Here is a 19,390-nt window from a genome sequence, read left to right on the forward strand (position 1 = left end):
TCACTTCGACGCCGGCGCCCCGAGCGTCTTCAGGTGGCGCTCCGCGTTGCTGTTGGAAGGGTCCAGCTGCAGCGAGCGGCGATAGTTCTCGATGGCGAGCGCCTTGTCGCCATTGGCCTCGTAGGCTTCCGCCAGGCTGTCGTAGGCATTGCCGCTTTCCGGATAGCGTGCCGTCACCAGCTTAAAGACAGAGATGGCCGCCAGCTTGTTGCCGCTGCTTAGCAGCTTGTAGCCCCAGTTGTTCAATACCGGCTCAGCCACCTCGAATTTTGCATCGCGCTTGCGCATGGCGGCATATACCTCTTCCACGTTCTGGAAGCCGGTCTTGCCTGCTTCGAAGGCCAGGTTCTCCAGCGTAGGCGCGGCGCCTTGCGACATGTTTCTTGCCACCGACAGCAGGTGCGCCGGCACGCCGTTCTGCTTCGGCGTATTGTTCAGGAAGGCCTTCCCCTCCTCCTTCCCTTGCAGATAGGCGTCAAGGAACTGAAGCACATAGCGCGCCATCCAGCTGTGCGCCTTCTGCACTTCGGCGGGCTCGTATTCGTGATAGCGGTTCGCCCCGACGAAGCGCAGCGCCTCCGACGAAAATGCGAAATGGTCCATCGGATAGAAGGTTACGTTGTACAGGTCCGAGTACTTCATCTCGTTGAGGAAGCTGGTCACGGGCTTGCCGCGCTTGGCCAGGTCTTCCATCGAACGGGGGCGCTGCGCCAGGAACAGCATGGGAATGGCGACACGCGAAGGCTGCACATACTTGGCCTGCTCGATCAATTCCGGCCAGTAGCGCACCGAGCCATCAAGATTGACCAAGGCCTTCACGCGGCTGTCGCGCGCCGCAACGAACACATTGGAGATGCCGCCCCAACTGAAACCGGCGACAGCCAGCTTGCCCATGTCCGCCTGCGGCAAGCGGTGCGCGTAAGCGATCAGGAAGGCGATATCGGCCGCCTGGGCTTCGATGCCTTCGAGGTTGTCCGTCATGCTGCGCGTGTACGCGCCCATACTCGGGCTGGCGACCACGACGTAGCCGTGGCTCGCGAGGTATTCGCACAGGTCGGCGTTCTCGGCGGAACCGGCACTGAAACTGGGCGCATAGATCACGACAGGGAACTTGCCCGCCGCCGCCTTGGCATCACGCACTGCCCACATTGGGCGCGCCTGTTCGGTCTTCATCTGCTCGATGCCGATATCGCCGCCGCTTGCCAGGCGCTTCTCGGCTTCTGTCCTGATTTCCCCGGCGCTGAGCCCGAAGCGTTCTTCCGTGATGCTGAGAGCGGAGTAGTCGCCGTAGGTCAGGCGCCGGCCGCCTTTCTCGGCGGGATACCAGATCACCGTTTGCATCGGCCGCGCGGTTTCCCCGCTCACCGGCTTGCCCGTCACCACATCGTAGCGCCCGCGATAGGAGCGCGAATAGTCGTACTGCTCGACCACGCGCAGGCCCACACCGTGCGGCCCCGGCGCGGGATCGAAGGTAAAGTTGGAAGCGGCCTGGCTCAGGCTGGCAAGGGAAAACAGGAAAGCGGCAAGCAGAATACGCACGGACGAAGTTCCCTCTCAGAAAAAAAGACCAGTGTATAGGCATTATCGAAAAAATAATACCCAGACAAGGAGCATAGTGTGGAAACCAATGAGATCCATCGCGGACGCCTGATCGACCATATCCAGCTGGTGGTGCGGGACCTGCCCGCTTCGCAGGCTTTTTACTCGGCCATTTTCGAGGTGCTGAAGGTGCCGATGGGCGGCACGGGTGACGGCTATTTCTGGGCCGATGAGCTCTTCGTTTCAACGAAGGACAGCGAAGCTGCCCAAGGCGTGCTGACCGGCCGCCACCACCTGGCCTTCCAGGCGCACGACCGGGCGATGGTGGATGCCTTCTACAAGGCGGCGCTGGCGAATGGCGGCAAGGATAACGGCGGGCCCGGCGAGCGGCCCTATCACCCCGGCTACTACGCGGCGTTCGTTCTGGACCCGGACGGCAACAATATTGAGTCCGTCTTCCATGGCGAGGCGCAGCGCAGCGCGCCTTCCGTGCGCATCACCTTTTGATTTGCTTCGCAGGCCCCCGCCCAGGCGCCCGGTGTTGGCGTTGAACTGCTGCGATACCGCCAGGCCGTTGCCCAGGGTCCAGCCCGTCATGCGGCCTGCCGCATCCTGGCCGGTGCCCGTCCACACGGCCTGCCCGGCGCGTTCGATCCTGGCCAGCTGGCCCCAGGCGTTGTAGCGCCGCTCGTAGGCCTTGGCCGCATCGGTGCCACGCTGGTGCTCCTCGCGCAGCAGGCGGCCCCAGATGTCGTTGACCGTGCGCCGCTTGGACTGCCGGTGGTCAGGTCGACTCACGACAGATTAGTCTTAGCCACAAGGCCGAAAACACGTCGTTGCGGTCGTATATGATCGTCAGCTAACTACGACGGTTCGCGCGGTCGCGCATCCCGGTGGAGACCAGGTCCGCCTTGTATTGGCTTAGCAGCGCATTTGCGCCCTTTGCATAACTAATCCTGCAATCGCCAATGCTCCAAGATCGGTTGGATGGACTCGTCAGTCAACTTTACCTTTTCGAGGATCATGCGAACAACGTCAACGTTTCTATCTTGGACGGCCTTGTCAAAGTCATTCATCAAACCGCTGAGATAGAGGCGCTCATTTACGGTCATGCCAGCATATTTAGTTCCCATTCACGCCCCCCTTAACGATTAAGAATCCAGAGGTCAATTCCAGCTGCCCCCACACGTCGCGCGTTTCGCTGAGCCCGAAGTTCTTCGGGTTCTTGATCTTGTGCTTGAAGCCTTCCCAAGTATGGGTGGTGGTCTGCTCCGCGCCCAGTTCGTCCAGGGTCTTCACCTGCAGCGGACGGTCCAGCGCATCGTAGGTGGTTGTAATGACCCAGCGGTTCCTGCTCAACTTAAGCCGCTAATCTAAACGCCTCAGCGGGTGTTTTCATGCCCAGCGCCTGATGCGGGCGCCGGTTGTTGTAGAAGCCAATCCAGTCGGCGATGACCCGGCTGGCGTTCTGCAAACTTTCGAAGCGGTGCCGATGTACGCACTGCTCCTTCAGCGTCCTGATGACGCGCTCCACCATGCCATTCTGCTCGGGGCAGTGAGGCGTGATGAATTCCTGGCGCAGGCCATAGCTGCGCACCAATCTGGTGTAGCTGCGGCTGGTGAAAACCAAGCCGTTGTCCGACCTTAACAAGAATGGCGCTGTAACTTTGCCCAGGGTGCCATAGCGGGCAATAAGGGCCTGTTCCAAGGCCGCCTCCGCCGTTTTAGCCTTGCCGGAGCGGGAAAGATGCCAGCCCAGTAGTTCACGGGTATGGCAATCGATCACCAAAGCCAGCACTGACCACCCATCGCGCCCAGCCCAGACGCGGCACATGTCGGTCGCCCAGCGCTGGTCCGGAGCCGTCGCCACCGAAGGCAAGGCCTGCACACGCGGACGAAAGCCGATCGGCCGCTTCTTCACTTGCCAGCCACGTAGTTGGAAGATGCGTTGCACGGTGTTCTTGTTGAAGCCCAGCAGGGCCGCCACGGTGCGATAGCCGAACGATGGCTCCTCGTTGATCATGGCCTTGATTGGTTCGGCAAAGCGCGGCTGCACCTTCGGCGCCGCCTTGACGGACTTGTAGTACACCGTCCGGCGCGGCATGTCGAACCACTGGCACAGCTTATTGATCGAAACTTTGAATCCGTCTTCTGCTAGTCCCTGGCGGATCGTTTCGATCACTTCTCTTCCTCGCCCAGCAGGGACGCCAGCTTTTTTCTGGCACGCAGTTCCAGCATCGCCTCACCGTAGGCTTCCTGAAGCTCTTTGATCTGGCGTTCGTACTGCTCGCGGACGTCGAGCGGTTTTGCCCGCAAGGCGTTCTCCATGCCCCGCTTGGCTTCATCCACCCACTCTTCGATCTCCGAAGGCGGCATATCAAAGGCCCGGCTGGCCTCTGCCACGGTGGTCTTACCTTGAATGATTTCAGTGACCAGCGCCGCTTTGCGCTTCGCCGTCCAACGTTTTACTTCCTCTTCCATGACCATGCTCACGTGATGTCCTTTCTGTATTATCACCTGAGCAGGAATTCACTGGGTCATTACACATACTCAATCAAGCGCAACGTGCCTTCGTAGCCCCGCTGAAGGTGATCCGCCCCCAATCTAGTAGAAATCAGGCGTCTTCACAAACGGCTTAATAGTGTATTCGAGGACGTTCTTCATTAAAGGATTGGCTGCAACCCTTTCTGCGACCGCACGCTCCACCACCTCACCGAAGCTCGCTGCTGCAGGACCGCTGGCGAGTTCTATCCTGATCATCCGACCACTGAACTCATTCCGCTATCCCAAGTTGTTTTCGTATCGCCGTAACATATTTGTTAGGTCGGCCAGAAAAATAGTCGTCCAGTCGCTCCTCAATATGGAATGAAAACCATGTTGATAAAACTTCTAGCCCGTCAATTTCCCGAATGTTTATCGGAACCTCCTCGCCAGCACAGTAAAGAAAGCATTGCTCGGAGCCAATAGGCTTGTGTAGATATCTCCCCGGTTTAGCATAGTCCCCATGTAACGGTACGTTTCCAAGGACAGTCCACTTACCCGTTCGAGGGGCATCTCTTGCTACCGGCACACGAAAGGCGATCCCGCGGTCCAGCAAATCTTCCGGCATGACAGGCGTAGAAGCCCTGAAGTCGAAAAAAGAAAAATCGCCTCCAACACAAACTAAACCGAACGCGAAGCCTCCTGTGCGCAGAGGAATGGCATACACGTCGCCTGGGAAAAAGTTTTTCTTTGCCATATTATTTTATTTAAAACCCGAGCCGTTTTCGAGATGGCGAATTATCCGGTAAAGGCCCGAATTTACTAATCGCCGCCTCAATATAAACCGGCCTCAAGGGGTTGAAGTCGGCCACACCGTTGATCATGTTGCGCGCAGTGCCCCCTACGCTTTTCGCTCCACCATAAAAATCAATGAGTTGTTGCTCGCGTCCCCGAATTGGCACGCGAGAATCTGACCATCTATCGACTACGGGTGGCGCGAACCCTTCTTTGTTCAGATGGTCTTGCTGACGCCCACGTTCAAGCACCAATGTTTCTGGATCGCCGACGCCACTAGTCCTTCCTGAGTACACCTCGCCAGTTACCGGGTGGACCCGAGTATACGTCACATAGATGTACCGGTCTTCGGCTCGTGCTTCACTTCCGCTAATCGAGCCGACGATAAGAACCGTCGCCGCTCCGGCAGCGGCAGATCCCGCACCAGTTCCCACGCCACCAGCGCCCCCTAGTCCGGGTAATGTCGCACCTCCTGGAGCAATCGCGGCGGTACTAACTGTACCGATTACGCCGGTAGCCGCAATCACGTTGCCGTTAGCGGGTCTTTCCTGCGCCCGTCCAGGGTCCTTCGTACCAACCGATGCCCCGTTTTCCTTGGTCGATTCACCGTTCTCTGCGCGCGCACCCTTGTTTGCGGAACTCGGACCACACAAATTCAGCATTTGGCACAGGAAGCCCTTGTTCTCCTTCGGCCCCTCGCCTGCGAAGCCCGTCGGGTCCGTCAGATTCGTCGGGTTGTTCCACACATAGCTGTAGCGATTATAGCTTTGCGAGTGCAGCGGGTCCTGGATGATCGGGTCGGCGCTCATGAAGCGCGCCACCAGCGGGTCATACACGCGACCGTTCATGTGCACCAGGTCGAGCTGGTCCAGCATTTCATGGCCCGTGAAGCCCTTGTTGTCCTTGTCGCCGTCCAGGCTGTCCGGCGTGGCCACGCTCACGCGGTCGCGCCGCTTGCCCCAGCTGTCGTAGGCCAGGCTTTCCATCACCACGCCCGTGCCGTCCGTAATCGCCACCACGCTGCCCAGGCGGTCCTGGTGGGTGTAGAGGAGCGTGCTCGTGCCGCTCTTCTCGATCTCCACGCCAATGCCGTTCGGCAGGTAGGTCTTGACCGTCGTGCTCGTGCCGGCCTCCACCTCCATGGCGCCCGCGTACCACAGCGTCACGCCGTCCGAACGCACCTGCTTCACGCGCTGGTGGTCGGCGCCGTAGTAGAAGGTGCTGCTCGCGCCGCCCTTGCTGATCTGGATCGGCATGTCGAAGGAGTTCCACGTCACCGTCCGGCCTGCGCCCGAGGTCATGTTGCCGTTGAAGTCGTAATTAAAGCTGCCCACACCGGGAATGTTCGACACGGCGTGCGGACGCCCCGCGCCCGGCAGCGGGTACTCGTAGTTGCCCGTGCCCACGCCCGTCTTGCTCAGCATGTTGCCCAGCTCGTCGTACGTGAACACCTGCAGCGGCTGCTGCTGCATCGTGCCCAGGTTGGTGATCTGGGAATTCTTCAGCCGGTTCAGGCTGTCGTACTGGAAGTCTTCCGCAAAGCCCACCGTGCCCCAGCGCTGCGAACGCTGGGAAACATTGCCCAGCACGTCGTAGTGGTAGTCCTCGGTCAGCACATTGCCCACGGCCCCAGTGCCGAGGCGCCCGGTGTTGGCGTTGAACTGCTGCGATACGGCCAGGCCGTTACCCAGGGTCCAGCCCGTCATGCGGCCTGCCGCATCCTGGCCCGTGCCCGTCCACACGGCCTGCCCGGCGCGTTCGATCCGGGCCAGCTGGCCCCAGGCGTTGTAGCGGCGCTCGTAGGCCTTGGCCGCATCGGTGCCACGCTGGTGCTCCTCGCGCAGCAGGCGGCCCCAGATGTCGTAGACGTGCTTGCTGGTGTAGTTCGTGTCCAGGCTGGTCGTGGTCGTGTCAGGCCGCCCCTTCGAGTCGTAGGTATGGCGCTGCCAGAAGTCGACCGAGGTGATGCCCGCCAGGGTGCGCGATTCCACCAGCTTGCCGCAGCTGCGGTAGCTGCTGCAGCTGCCCTGCCCTGCCAGCGCGTCATAGGTCCAGCTTGCCGTCATGTCGCCCGAAACGCGGCTGGTCATGCGGCCCAGCTTGTCGTACTGCATGAGCGTGGCCTGGCCTGCCGCCAGCTCATTAGGGCTGACCTGCTTCCAGGTTTGGCCCACGGCGTCCACACTGTAGTTCGTCGCGCCCAGGTCGGGGTCGGTCAGCTTCGTGCGGCGGCCCCAACGGTCGTAGCTCACGGTGACCACGTTGCCCTTCGAATCGGTCGTCTTGGCCAGGTTGCCGAAGGCGTCGAAGAGGAAGGCCGTCACTTTCAGGTCCGCGTCCGCCGTTTGGGCCAGCTTGCCCCACACGTCGCGCGTTTCGCTGACCTCGAAGTTCTTCGGGTTCCTGATCTTGTGCTTGAACCCTTCCCAGGTATGGGTCGTGGTCTGCTCGGCGCCCAGTTCGTCCAGGGACTTCACCTGCAGCGGACGGTCCAGCGCATCGTAGGTGGTCTGGCTGCGCAGGATGGCGCCGCTCGGGTTGTCCACCAGCGCGCCGGCGCCGTCGCTAAAGCGCGGCCAGTAGACTTTGCTGAGGCGGCCCGCCGTGTCGTAGCTGCTGTCCGTGACGATGGTGCGGCCATCGTAGCCCCAGGTGAAGGTGCGCACCGCCTGGCCGGCGCGGTCGGCAAACACCAGCACGGGAACGGCTGCACGTACGTCGCCTGCCTGCTTGGTATCGCGAATGCTCAGTAGGTTGTCAAGCTCGACATCAATTCTGTCATCCCGTTGAATCAACGTACACTCAAGTGTCAGATCGGAACACCCTTCCTCAACCGTCCAAAGATGAACGTTTACCGACCATGTAGGGAATTTCTTCCCGCTGACCTCGATAGCGTCAACTGCTTCGAACGCTGATTCCGGTGGCATTGTTAACGTCCTTCCATAGTCAGCGATAGCCTTCCGAAGCATATCGGCTGACAGTCGAACTCCATTTGAACGTGTTTCCTCAGATATAAAATCTGAATCGCCACCATACCACTAGACACTCCTGAGCCATAATTTAGGCAAAGGAGTCATCATGAGCGGAAAGCGGTACACGGAAGAATTCAAGGTTGCGGCGGTCAAGCAGGTGCTGGATCGCGGGCATCCAGCAGCGCAGGTGGCTGAGCGCCTCGGCGTGAGCATTCACAGCATCTACGCTTGGATCAAGCGCTACGGCGTTCCCGAGGCCGAGCGCAAGGCCAACGACGCCCAGACAGAGGAAATGCGGCGTCTGAAGGCCGAACTGAAACGCGTCACCGAGGAGCGCGATATTTTGCGAAAGGCCGCGGCGTACTTTGCCAAGACGTCCGGGTAAGGTACGCCTTCATTCGCGAGCACCAGGCCGTGCATTCAGTCCGGCGGCTGTGCAAGATGGTCAAGGTTCACCCCAGCGGCTATTACGCTTGGTGCATCACTGCCGAAAGTCCGCGTGAGAAAGAGAACCGACGGCTGCTTGGCCATATCAAGCAGTCTTGGCTGGAGAGCGGCGCGGTCTACGGTTACCGCAAGGTCTACGATGACTTGCAGGAGCTTGGTGAGCAATGCGGGATCAACCGAGTTCATCGCCTGATGCGATCTGAGGGCATACGTTCTCAAACGGGCTACGCCAAGCGGAAGTCGAAGCGCGGCGGCCCACCATCGGTCGTCGCACCCAACCACCTGCAACGGGAGTTCGATGTTACTGAACCAAACAAGGTGTGGGTCACCGATATCACCTACCTGCGAACCTGTGAGGGATGGCTCTACCTGGCAGTTGTCTTGGACCTGTTCTCTCGTCAGGTAATCGGATGGTCGATGAGTTCACGGATCGACCGCGAGCTGGCGATGAGCGCTTTGCTGATGGCTGTATGGCGCCGACAACCGACTGAAGAGGTTATGGTCCACTCAGATCAGGGGAGCCAATTTAGCAGCTACGATTGGCGCGACTTCCTGGCGGCACATGGCCTCGTGCAAAGCATGAGCCGACGAGGCAATTGTCACGACAATGCCGTGGCTGAGAGCTTTTTCCAGTTGCTAAAGCGCGAGCGAATACGGCGCAAGACCTATTCGACCCGCGACGAGGCCAGGCAGGATGTCTTCGACTACATTGAGATGTTCTACAATCCAAAGCGTCGCCATGGATTCAGCGAAAGGCTTTCGCCGATCGAATTCGAAAAGCGGCATTCTCTACGGCTGCAGAGTGTCTAGAGAAATGATGGCGATTCAACCCCCGCCAACCAACAGCTGAATCACCTGTCGCAAAGCGTCTACACAACGGTCATTAAGTTTAGTCATGGCTTATCGATTTCCAGGATCAGCGCAGCGGCTGGCGGCCAAGCATAACTGAAGATTAGACTCGTCGGTACTACGTCCAGTCAACAACCCTCCGAGGTATTCTCCGCTGCTGGCACAAATACTTCCACATTATTGAACCCCGCGGATGCAAGCGCAGTACGTAGTTCGTCAGGCTTTCGGTCGCGTAGCTGAATGAATATGCTCTCAATCCGACCTTGGGAATCACGAGCAGCCGTAACCTTAAGCCCACTTCCAACAAAAACATCCATGCCCAAATAGGACTCGGTCGCATGGATGTCAAATGAGTCTTGAAGCACTGCGATCAAATTTTCCGGTAGTCGCTCTGCGGACTCAAACTCCCAACCAATGTCAGTCAAACACTTCGTCACCGGTGACGGCAGAAGAAATGCGGCTAGATATGGTTTCTTCACAACTCGCTCCTTACGGCCTATATACATCAACCGGAATGCCAGTGATGCCGGCACGAATCGCAGCCTGGACTCGGTGATGTCCATCCGAGATTACGACACGACCATCAGCTCGCACAACTGCGCTGACTGGCTGGCTTGCATCATATCCATTTGCTCTCATGTCTTTTTCCAGACGCTTAATCACCGATCCTGACATCTCATTCTTAGACTGTTGCGAGATAAGATTCTTCGGATTCATATTCACAAGAATCGACTCGCCATTGGCAAGCGCTGCCACGTTAGCTTCGGCACTTGATGCCGCAGCTTTCGCCCCCAATCCAGCAGTGCCTCTACCAGAGGGAGTGCCATCGGCTACTCCTTGTACCTCCGCCCCGAATCCAAGGAGTGCCAATGTCGCCTGTCCGAGTTTCGTGCCGATTAACCAACCGCCACCCAGAGGCGCCGCGCCCGCCATAACACAAGCTGCCTCATTACCCACACATGCCGCAGATTGAGTAACGAGCCTGTTTGGACTCGATAGCATGGCCTCCCGAATTAAGTCATTCCGATTCGTACCTGCTGACTTTTCCTGTGCCTTGCCAGAGTCCTTGGTAACTACTGCCGAACCGTTTTCCTTTGTCGACTCGCCATTCTCAGTCCGGGCGCCCTTGCTTGCGGCACTTGGGCCGCACCAGCCAAGCAATCGGCAAACGATGCTCTGGTTGTTTCCCTGTGCCGTTTCGCCCACGAACCCCGTCGGGTCCGTCAGATTCGTCGGGTTGTTCCACACATAGCTGTAGCGATTATAGCTTTGCGAATGCAGCGGGTCCTGGATGATCGGGTCGGCGCTCATGAAGCGCGCCACCAGCGGGTCGTACACCCGCCCGTTCATGTGCACCAGGTCGAGCTGGTCCAGCATTTCGTGGCCCGTGAAGCCCTTGTTGTCCTTGTCGCCGTCCAGGCTGTCCGGCGTGGCCACGCTCACCCTGTCGCGCCGCTTGCCCCAGCTGTCGTAGGCCAGGCTTTCCACCACCGCGCCCGTGCCATCCGTGATCGCCACCACGCTGCCCAGGCGGTCCTGGTGCGTGTAGAGCAGCGTACTCGTGCCGCTCTTCTCGATTTCCACGCCAATGCCGTTCGGCAGGTAGGTCTTGACCGTCGTGCTCGTGCCGGCCTCCACCTCCATTGCGCCCGCATACCACAGCGTCACGCCATCCGAGCGCACCTGCTTCACGCGCTGGTGGTCGGCGCCGTAGTAGAAGGTGCTGCTCGCGCCGCCCTTGCTGATCTGCACCGGCATGTCGAAGGAGTTCCACGTCACCGTCCGGCCTGCGCCCGAGGTCATGTTGCCGTTGAAGTCGTAATTAAAGCTGCCCACACCGGGAATGTTCGACACGGCGTGCGGACGCCCCGCGCCCGGCAGCGGGTACTCGTAGTTGCCCGTGCCCACGCCCGTCTTGCTCAGCATGTTGCCCAGCTCGTCGTACGTGAACACCTGCAGCGGCTGCTGCTGCATCGTGCCCAGGTTGGTGATCTGGGAATTCTTCAGCCGGTTCAGGCTGTCGTACTGGAAGTCTTCCGCAAAGCCCACCGTGCCCCAGCGCTGCGAACGCTGGGAAACATTGCCCAGCACGTCGTAGTGGTAGTCCTCGGTCAGCACATTGCCCACGGCCCCAGTGCCGAGGCGCCCGGTGTTGGCGTTGAACTGCTGCGATACGGCCAGGCCGTTACCCAGGGTCCAGCCCGTCATGCGGCCTGCCGCATCCTGGCCCGTGCCCGTCCACACGGCCTGCCCGGCGCGTTCGATCCGGGCCAGCTGGCCCCAGGCGTTGTAGCGCCGCTCGTAGGCCTTGGCCGCATCGGTGCCACGCTGGTGTTCTTCACGCAGCAGGCGGCCCCAGATGTCGTAGACGTGCTTGCTGGTGTAGTTCGTGTCCAGGCTGGTCGTGGTCGTGTCAGGCCGCCCCTTCGAGTCGTAGGTGTGGCGCTGCCAGAAGTCGACCGAGGTGCTGCCCGCCAGGGTGCGCGATTCCACCAGCTTGCCGCAGCTGCGGTAGCTGCTGCAGCTGCCCTGCCCTGCCAGCGCGTCATAGGTCCAGCTTGCCGTCATGTCGCCCGAAACGCGGCTGGTCATGCGGCCCAGCTTGTCGTACTGCATGAGCGTGGCCTGGCCTGCCGCCAGCTCATTGGGGCTGACCTGCTTCCAGGTCTGGCCCACGGCGTCTACACTGTAGTTGGTCGTGCCCAGGTCGGGGTCGGTCAGCTTCGTGCGGCGGCCCCAGCGGTCGTAGCTCACGGTGACCACGTTGCCCTTCGAATCGGTCGTCTTCGCCAGGTTGCCGAAGGCGTCGAAGAGGAAGGCCGTCACTTTCAGGTCCGCGTCCGCCGTCTGGGCCAGCTTGCCCCACACGTCGCGCGTTTCGCTGACCTCGAAGTTCTTCGGGTTCCTGATCTTGTGCTTGAAGCCTTCCCAGGTATGGGTGGTGGTCTGCTCGGCGCCCAGTTCGTCCAGGGTCTTCACCTGCAGCGGACGGTCCAGCGCATCGTAGGTGGTCTGGCTGCGCAGGACCGCGCCGCTCGGGTTATCCACCAGCGCGCCGGCGCCGTCGTTAAAGCGCGGCCAGTACACCTTGCTGAGGCGGCCTGCCGTGTCGTAGCTGCTGTCGGTGACGATGGTGCGGCCATCGTAGCCCCAGGTGAAGGTGCGCACCGCCTGGCCTGCGCGGTCGGCGAACACCAGCACGGGAACGGCTGCGCGTACGTCGCCTGCCTGCTTGGTATCGCGAATGCTCACCATGCCCGCGCCTGCAGGGCAGTTGCTGTTGCATTTCTTGACGCTCGTTTCCGTGACCGTGCCATCAGGCGCCGTCACTGTCAGCACGCGGCCGAATGCATCGGTAGTACTGGTCGTGATGAGACCGTTGGCATCGGTTACGCTGGTCGGCAAGCCGGTGCGCGCATCGTGCTGGCGTTGTTCCGTGTGGCCTTGCGCGTTCGTCACGCTGGCCGGGAAACGGCCGTTCGCGGTGTAGTTCACCGTTGTGGTCCGCTCCTGCGGCGCGCCGCCGTTCGGGTCGGTCCAGCTGAGAATGGTCTTGCCTACCAGGCCGAAGGAAGCCGTGCTGCGGTCGTAGGTGGTGGTCAGCTTTTCGCTGACGTCGCCATCCCGCACTTCCTGGTTCAGGCGGCCCAGGCTGTCGTAGCTGTAGCTCGTCAACCGCGATATCTGGTTGTAGTTGTTAGTGCGGGTTTCAGTGCGGTCCTTCAGCTCGCCAATGCGCCAGTCGGTCTCGTTGGCGGGGTAATAGGTCATTACCGTGTCCGCGGTCCAGCCAGCGGTATTGCTGTCGCTCTTGCTGGTCACTGACATATTGGTCACATTGCCCCAGCTGTCGGGGGCGGCCGTCACCGTAATGCTCGTGCCCAGGTCGTTGTTGCCCGGGTCGCGCTGGACAACCGTGGAGCGGTACAGGTAAGGAAGGCGCGTCTGGCCGCCGCCGGCCAGCGCAATGGCATTGGACTGCCATTCGTTGGTGACGCTGCGCAGCACCACTCCGCCCAGCTTCTGGCGGCTGGCGCATTCCGCGCCAATGTGCGGGAAGGTCAGGCAAGGCCAGCTCGTGGTGGCGATGCCCCGCTCCATGTCGGTGCGCACGATCTCGGCGAAGCCAAGGCTGCCCCGGCCGTTCGCATCGGCCGCCAGGCGTGCGTAGCTGTAGGTCGTGACGCGTTCGCCCGCCATGCCAGCCGTGCGGCGCACGCTCTTCACCAGCGGACGGCTCGGATAAGTCAGTTTGCCCACCAGGTTCTGGCCATCGTCGCGCGCCACTGTGCTGCGGTAGACGGCGCTGTCGTTCGGCAAGGCGTACTCGATGGTGTCCGTGCCGCCCAGGCCGTTGGTTACCGTGATCAGCTTGTCCAGCGCCTGGCCAGGCAGGGCCTGGTTCGCGGCGCCGTGGATCACCCACTGGCCATTGCCCAGATGGGTGGCAATATCCGTCTTGCCGTCGCCGTTGAAGTCGCCCAGGAAGGCCGAGCGCTCCACCATGGCGCCCGATGCGCCGCTGTAGATCAGGCGCTGGCTTGGTGCATAGAATTGGGGGCCCGTCCAGGCCTCGCAGCTCTGGTACAGCGGCAGGTCTGCCGGATTGCCCGCCGTGTTGGCGCCGATACGGCACAGCTGGTATTTGTCCCCTTGGATATTCGAGGTTTCCCAGCTATCGCTGATAGGCCGCAGCACGTCGACCACGCCGTCGCCATCGAAGTCTCCCACCGTCAGGGAGAGGTAGTGCCGAGCGGTCTCCGGGACGCCGCCCACGGGCAGCATGCGGCAGTCGCCGTTGCCATCGCCCTTGGACAGGCAGAGCCAGCCTTGGCCGCTGCTGATCGAACCGTCGATATTCAAGGTAACGGAACCCAGCACCAGATCGCTGTAGCCGTCGGCGTTCAGGTCGCCCACCATGGTGCCCTGCGGCAGTTGCGGGGCAATGGCTGTTTGATTGTTCGGATAGGTCAGCCAATAGCCATGCACGCGCACGGCGCCCACTTCGGGTTCTCCGGTGCCGATCACGCCCAGGTCCTGCGGGCCCAGGTCGTCATTGCCACAGTACCAGTCCGGCGCCGAGCCATCCCCCATCTGCTTCCATTCGCACTTCGGCACAATCATGCGGTCCACGCGGCCGTCACCGTCGATATCGGCAAAGCCGCTCGGGCCGAACGGTTCCACGTCGCCGCCTTCAAAGCCCAGGCTCTTCTGGTTGCTGCTGCCCGTGACCTCCGTGCAGCTGAAAGCCGCCCCGGTGGAGAGGCATTCCCAGGCACGATAGACCTGGCCTGGCGCTTGGGTGCGCAGATAGAGGTCATCCCGGCCGTCGGCATTGAAATCGCGCACGAGGCGCAGCTTGGCATCCACCGCCAGCGCATTGCCGGGATCGACGGCCGTGCCGGTGCTGCTCGCCGTCAATGGCACGGGTGCGCAGTTGTACTGGTCGCCGGTGCGCTGGCTGGCGCGGCACAGCTTCAGTGTGCCGCCGCTGTCCGTCACCAGCAGGTCGGGCAAGCCGTCGCCGTCGAAGTCGGCGGCTTCGAGCACGGCCCTGATGTTGCCCGCCAGGGAGAGCGGCGACTTGGCGGTCCAGCTGCCGTTCGCAGCCGACTCGTACAGCCGCTGCTGGCTGGTGGTGCCGTCGCGGTAGCGCTCCATCAGGTCGGTCAGGCCGTCGCCATTGAAGTCGGCGGCAACGATGGTGTCGAAGCGGCGGTTGTTCGAGCCCGCGCTCAACTGCTGAAGATCGGGACCGGTACGCGGGCTGCCCAGCGCAACGAAGCTGCGCGGCGCATTCGGATCGCGTTCGCCCCAGCTAAAGCTGGTCGCTGGCAGGCAGCCGCTGGCATCGCAGGCCTCTACCGACTTCAGCAGGCTGCGCCCGCTGCTGGCACTCAGCGCATGGCTCAGGTTGTAGGTGAGCGCGGTGACCCATGCGCCCTGGCTGCTGTTCGAGGTATCTACCCTCGTCTGAATGCTCGTGAGCAGGTTGCGCTCGTCGGTGCGGCTGCCGGCCAAGTAGGAGACCCGGCGGTCAGTGCGCAGTTCATAATGGAACAGAACCTGGGCGAAATGCGGCGTGCCGTGCACTGGGTTGGCGCCCCAGCTGATGCTCTTCGGCGTGCTTTCGCCAGTGGCGGCATCTTCGTTATAGTCGTAGGCAACCGTGTTGCCGCTGCGGTCATTGCTGCGGCTGATATACCAGCGGCGCGCCAGGCCATCGCTGCGGCCCGCCGCGTCGACATGGCTGTTCGCCGTATCGCCGTAGTAGCTGGTCCGCCCGTCCTTCGTTTCCACCTTGAAGCCGAGCTTGCCATCGGCGCCCAAGGCCGTGACGCGAGTGAAGGACTCGACCTCCGTGCGGTAGACCGCGCCGGACGCCCAATAGGCTGCATCGTTTGAGCTGGAGCCGTTAGCCAGGATCAGGCGCTGGCCGTCCAGGCAGAGGCGGTCGACCGGCTGCGCGGCGCCATCAAGGAAGCGCACGCCATCGCCTTTGCCATCGGTGGCGATCACCTTGCCGCAGCGCTCGATGCGCGATATGCCTGCAATGCTCCAGCCAAGGCCGGCCAGGCCGCTTGTGCTGTTGCCGTCGTAGTTCAGGCTCAGGGACGGCACCATGCCGAGAATGCCCGGCGGCAGCTGCAACGGCAGGCTGTAGCCGCTGCTGCCGTCGCTGTTGGCCACAACTTGCCCTGGCAGGGTGCCGCCTATGCCGTTACCCAGCTGCGGCACGTCGACAATGATGGGCACCGGCGTGGCATTGTTGTTCGCCGCAACAGTCACCGTATTGGTGGCCGAGGCGCCCACTTCCGTGCCTGCGCCGTCGTAGCTGCGCGCCTGCAGCGAGTACGAACCCTCGGCGGCCGGCGTCCAGCTGTACTGCCAGCTGCCGCCGGACAGGGTAGCGCTGCCCAGCAGCGTGCCGTTGGCGAAGAATTTCACCGACTGCACCGTGCCTTCCACCGTCGCCGTCAGTTGCTGCGGCGCGCCGCTGGTGAGGGTGGCGCCATTGGCGGGGCTGGTGAGGACCGGGTTCAGGCTCAGGCCCGTTACCACGGTGAATTCGCGCACGAGGCTGGTAATCGTGGTGTTCCCCGCGCGGACCTTGGCGTACACGGCATATGGCGCCGTGCGCACGGCCAGGCCGGATTTCGACGCGGAATACATGCCGGGCGTACCTTCGGCGGCGGCAGTGACCCACTGGCCGTCCACATTGAAGGCCACTTCGTCGTAGCTGCCGCTGCCGTTGGTGATCTGCATGCGCATGAACACCGGGTTCGGGCTGGCCACCTGGTCGCCGTTCTGCGGCGTGGTCATGGCCACGCGCATGGCGCCGGGCATGGTGCAGCTGTTGTCGGCGCACGGCAGGGTCACGGTCTGGCTGTGGTCCGGCAGTTCGGCCCACACGTAGAGAGCGCGGCCCGCGTACTGGCCGATATAAGGGGCGAGGTCGACCACGAAGTGGTGGCTGTTCGAAGGCGTGATGCAGGCGCTGCGCACCGCCGCATCATCGCGTTCCGTGGAAACGTTCGCCACGCCCTGCGTGAGCAAGGTGCCGCCCGCGTCGGGGGTGGGCGCGTCCAGCATCACCTTGAAGGGCAGGCCTGCGGGATTTTGCACCTGGCATACGTAGCCGAAGAGCTCGGGGTTGCCGCTGGCGTTGCTGCGGATGCCCGAAACGGCGCCTTGCAGGTCGCTGTTGGTGATGCTCACCGTCACCGGCGGCGAGTCGGTGGCCACGCCGTTCACGTCGGTCGCGCGCAGCTTGAAGTTGTACAACCCGGCAGGCAGGAACTGGAAGGTGCTCCAGGTCAGGGGCGAACCATTTCCTGATTTGCTGTTCGCCGGTGTAAGGCCATAACCATGGCCACTGTCCTTGAACAGTTCCAGCTTGGCCATGCCCGCGGTGCTGCTTGCGCTAGCCTTCAAGGTAATCTGCGCGGTGTCCGTGCCGGTGACGCGCACATTGCTCGGGCTTGCGCTGAGCGTGACAGCGGTCGGCCCTGCCCCGGTGCTGACCGTGATGGGCACGTTCGCGGACTTTTCGCCAAACCAGCTATCGCCTTCGCGCAGCATCTGCCACTGGAAGTCGTACGTGCCGGGCTGGAACGGTGCGGTCACATCGAAGGTGAAGTCGGCGCTTTCGCCGGTGGCCACGCTGGTGGGCAGGTACACGCGGCCCGCCCAGGTACGGTTGTCCTGCGGGTTCTGGGAACCCAGGCGGAACATGTCGGCGTCGGTCCAGGTGGTCGTACCGTTATTGAGCATGCGCACCGTGACCCGGTACGGCTGGCCCGCCCGCATCGTGGACGGCACCGTCTGCGAAACGAACTGGGCGCTCTTGCCTGCAACAGCCTGGGATACGTTGATCGTGCGGGTGGCGGAATAGCCCTGCTTGCCTGCCGTGGAGGTGGCCCGCAGCTGGACGGTATAGCTTCCTGGCGCCAGGCTTAGTACGCGCGAAATGGTCGTGCTTGTGGAGGTGGCCACCACCACGCCATTCTGCAGCAGTTCGATGCTGGAGAGCGTGGTGCCGCTCGCCGGGAAGGCTGTGCCACCGACCGATACGTTGGCGGTGCTGGCGGTCACCAGGCCCACATTCGAGGCAGGTTCAACCAACGTTACGGAAGGCAGGGTCTGGTCGACGACGTTGACCGTCACCGAAGCCTGCGAACCCACCGTGCCGATGGAGTCGATGGCCGCCGCGCCCAGCGTATGGCTGCCAGGCGTCAGCTGCACGGTCTTGCTGGCCGAGGCGCCAGCCACCGCCGCGCCGGACGCAGCACCGTCCACATAGAACTGAATGCTGGAAACTGCATAGCCCGAGGTGCTGCTGCCGCTAGCGGAGATCGTGACCCCGACCGTATTGCCGGACACCACATTGTGCGTGGAGCCGTTGCCCGGTGCGGTGATGGTGGCAACCGGAGGTGGCGGCGTCACCGTCACAGTCACCGCGGGCGTGGTCGCGTACTCATTCAACGCATTGGTCGCGCGCAGGGCGAGGCTGTGAGAGCCTATGGCCAGCGCGCGCGTGCTCGAGTATGAGGTGGTGCTCGTTTTTGTGTCGACCACGGCGCCATTGTCCAGCAGCTCGATCTTGGTGATCGCCGATCCGCCCACGGCGGTGGCGCTGCCGGAGACCAGCTGGCTGGCGGTAGTGCCGGAGGCAGTTACCGTCCTGTCGCTTGCCGGGGAGCTCATGCTCACCGTCGGCTTCGGCGCCACGACGTTGACGGTGCGGTATACGCTCTTCGTCTGGCCCCGGCTGTCCGTCATCTGCAGCTCGATGGTATGGCTGCCGATAGCCAGCGACTTGCTGGCCGAAATGCTGGTCGAGGTGGTGGTGCCGAAGGCTACGCCCCCCTCCAGAAGCCTCAGGGAACTGACGGAGGCGCCGGTCCCGGGCGCTCCGCTGCCGCTGAAGCTGACGGTGGCCGCGCCGTTGCTCGCCGTGTAGGTGGCGCCTTCGGATGGGCTGCTGAAGGTGGCGGTGGGCTGCGGGTAGGTAACGACCACCGGAACGTTCGTGCTGTAGCCGCCGAACCATTCCACGAAGTCCTGCACCATGCGCCACTGGAAATTGTAGGTGCCTGCCGTCGATGGCGCCGTGACCGTGAAGCTGAAGGTGCGCGAAGCACCGGGTGCGACCGTGGAGCTCAGGGCAACACGGTTGGCGCGCCAGATTGCGTTGTCCTGGGGGTTCTGCGAGCCCAGGCCGTGCGGCTGGCTGCCTCCGGGGGACCAGGTCGTGGTGCCGGTGTTCTGCATGGTGACCGACACCGAGTAGCTCTGCCCGGCGATCATGGTGCTCGGCACGCTTTGCGAAACGAAGCTGGCATTGTTGACCGGGGCCGCCTGCGACGTCACTGTGATTGTGAAGGGCTGCGTGTCCGTTGTTTCGTCAAACTCGGCCAACGTGGCGCGCAGCCGGATCTGGTGCGTCCCAACCGGCAGTGCGGCCGTCAGTGTGGGGGTCCGCTGCGTGTTGATGTAGTTCCCATTGATGTCGGTCCGTGTGGTGAACTGCTGCGATGCGAGCACGGTTCCGCTGGCATTGATGATCTCCAGCCGGTAAACGGTATCGTAAGGCAGGGCCGATTTGACCGTTCCCGTAAATCCTACCGTCAGCGTGCCGCCCGCAGGTACTGTGCCGCTGGTAACGGTTGGAGCCACGCCCGTAAAGGTCGCATTGGCAAACGCGAGAGTGCAATAGCACTGCAACACCAGCCAGCAAACGAGTAGGGAGAAACGGCGAAGAAACGTAGAAAACTGCGGCAGAGACCACTGAGTCATATCGGGAC

Annotated in this window: 9 protein-coding genes and 1 pseudogene; 2 read left to right on the forward strand and 8 right to left on the reverse strand. The window is 62.1% G+C overall.

All coding sequences use genetic code 11. The annotated features are described in order from the left end of the window. Positions 1 to 1,539 carry a tetratricopeptide repeat protein gene (locus LSQ66_RS20270; RefSeq protein WP_231766972.1) on the reverse strand — a complete coding sequence of 513 codons (1,539 nt, stop codon included), beginning with the start codon at positions 1,537 to 1,539 and terminating at the stop codon, positions 1 to 3. A gap of 78 nt (positions 1,540 to 1,617) precedes the next feature. Here LSQ66_RS20270 and LSQ66_RS20275 point away from each other — a divergent pair, with 78 nt between their 5' ends. Next, positions 1,618 to 2,046 carry a VOC family protein gene (locus LSQ66_RS20275; RefSeq protein WP_231766973.1) on the forward strand — a complete coding sequence of 143 codons (429 nt, stop codon included), beginning with the start codon at positions 1,618 to 1,620 and terminating at the stop codon, positions 2,044 to 2,046. Positions 2,047 to 2,661: 615 nt separating this feature from the next. Here LSQ66_RS20275 and LSQ66_RS20280 read toward each other — a convergent pair. The 6 genes and pseudogenes from LSQ66_RS20280 to LSQ66_RS24865 form a co-directional block, all read right to left on the reverse strand. After that, a complete protein-coding gene (locus LSQ66_RS20280) occupies positions 2,662 to 2,898 on the reverse strand; it encodes a hypothetical protein (RefSeq protein ID WP_231766974.1) in 237 nt (78 codons plus the stop codon). 1 nt (position 2,899) lies between these two features. Then, positions 2,900 to 3,721 (reverse strand): IS3 family transposase, encoded by an 822-nt coding sequence (locus LSQ66_RS20285; protein ID WP_231766975.1) that lies wholly within the window; start codon positions 3,719 to 3,721, stop codon positions 2,900 to 2,902. Continuing rightward, on the reverse strand, positions 3,718 to 4,050 hold the full coding sequence (locus LSQ66_RS20290) for a transposase (RefSeq protein ID WP_267871889.1): 333 nt from the start codon (positions 4,048 to 4,050) through the stop codon (positions 3,718 to 3,720). Before LSQ66_RS20290 ends, LSQ66_RS20285 begins: the two co-directional genes overlap by 4 nt. A gap of 262 nt (positions 4,051 to 4,312) precedes the next feature. Beyond that, positions 4,313 to 4,777, reverse strand: coding sequence for an Imm26 family immunity protein (locus tag LSQ66_RS20295; RefSeq protein WP_231766976.1), 465 nt, complete (start codon positions 4,775 to 4,777; stop codon positions 4,313 to 4,315). A gap of 10 nt (positions 4,778 to 4,787) precedes the next feature. Beyond that, positions 4,788 to 7,514 carry an RHS repeat domain-containing protein gene (locus LSQ66_RS20300; RefSeq protein ID WP_231766977.1) on the reverse strand — a complete coding sequence of 909 codons (2,727 nt, stop codon included), beginning with the start codon at positions 7,512 to 7,514 and terminating at the stop codon, positions 4,788 to 4,790. 66 nt (positions 7,515 to 7,580) lie between these two features. Further along, a pseudogene (locus LSQ66_RS24865) lies at positions 7,581 to 7,829 on the reverse strand (DUF7668 domain-containing protein); the annotation flags it as partial. A gap of 64 nt (positions 7,830 to 7,893) precedes the next feature. Between LSQ66_RS24865 and LSQ66_RS20305 the strand changes: the two are divergent. Next, a protein-coding gene (locus LSQ66_RS20305; protein WP_231766978.1) for an IS3 family transposase occupies positions 7,894 to 9,044 on the forward strand; the annotation gives its coding sequence in 2 pieces (ribosomal slippage) (positions 7,894 to 8,134 and positions 8,134 to 9,044; 1,152 coding nt in all). 528 nt (positions 9,045 to 9,572) lie between these two features. Here LSQ66_RS20305 and LSQ66_RS20310 read toward each other — a convergent pair. After that, complete coding sequence (locus tag LSQ66_RS20310) at positions 9,573 to 19,262, reverse strand: FG-GAP-like repeat-containing protein (protein WP_231766979.1); 9,690 nt, start codon at positions 19,260 to 19,262, stop codon at positions 9,573 to 9,575. Positions 19,263 to 19,390: the final 128 nt, after the last annotated feature.

This window comes from Massilia endophytica (assembly GCF_021165955.1).
Taxonomy (GTDB): domain Bacteria; phylum Pseudomonadota; class Gammaproteobacteria; order Burkholderiales; family Burkholderiaceae_D; genus Rugamonas; species Rugamonas endophytica.

Bases quoted from the DNA above. Each gene is read 5' to 3' on its own strand.
- LSQ66_RS20295 (WP_231766976.1), bottom strand. From the start codon at position 4,777: ATGGCAAAGAAAAACTTTTTCCCAGGCGACGTGTATGCCATTCCTCTG.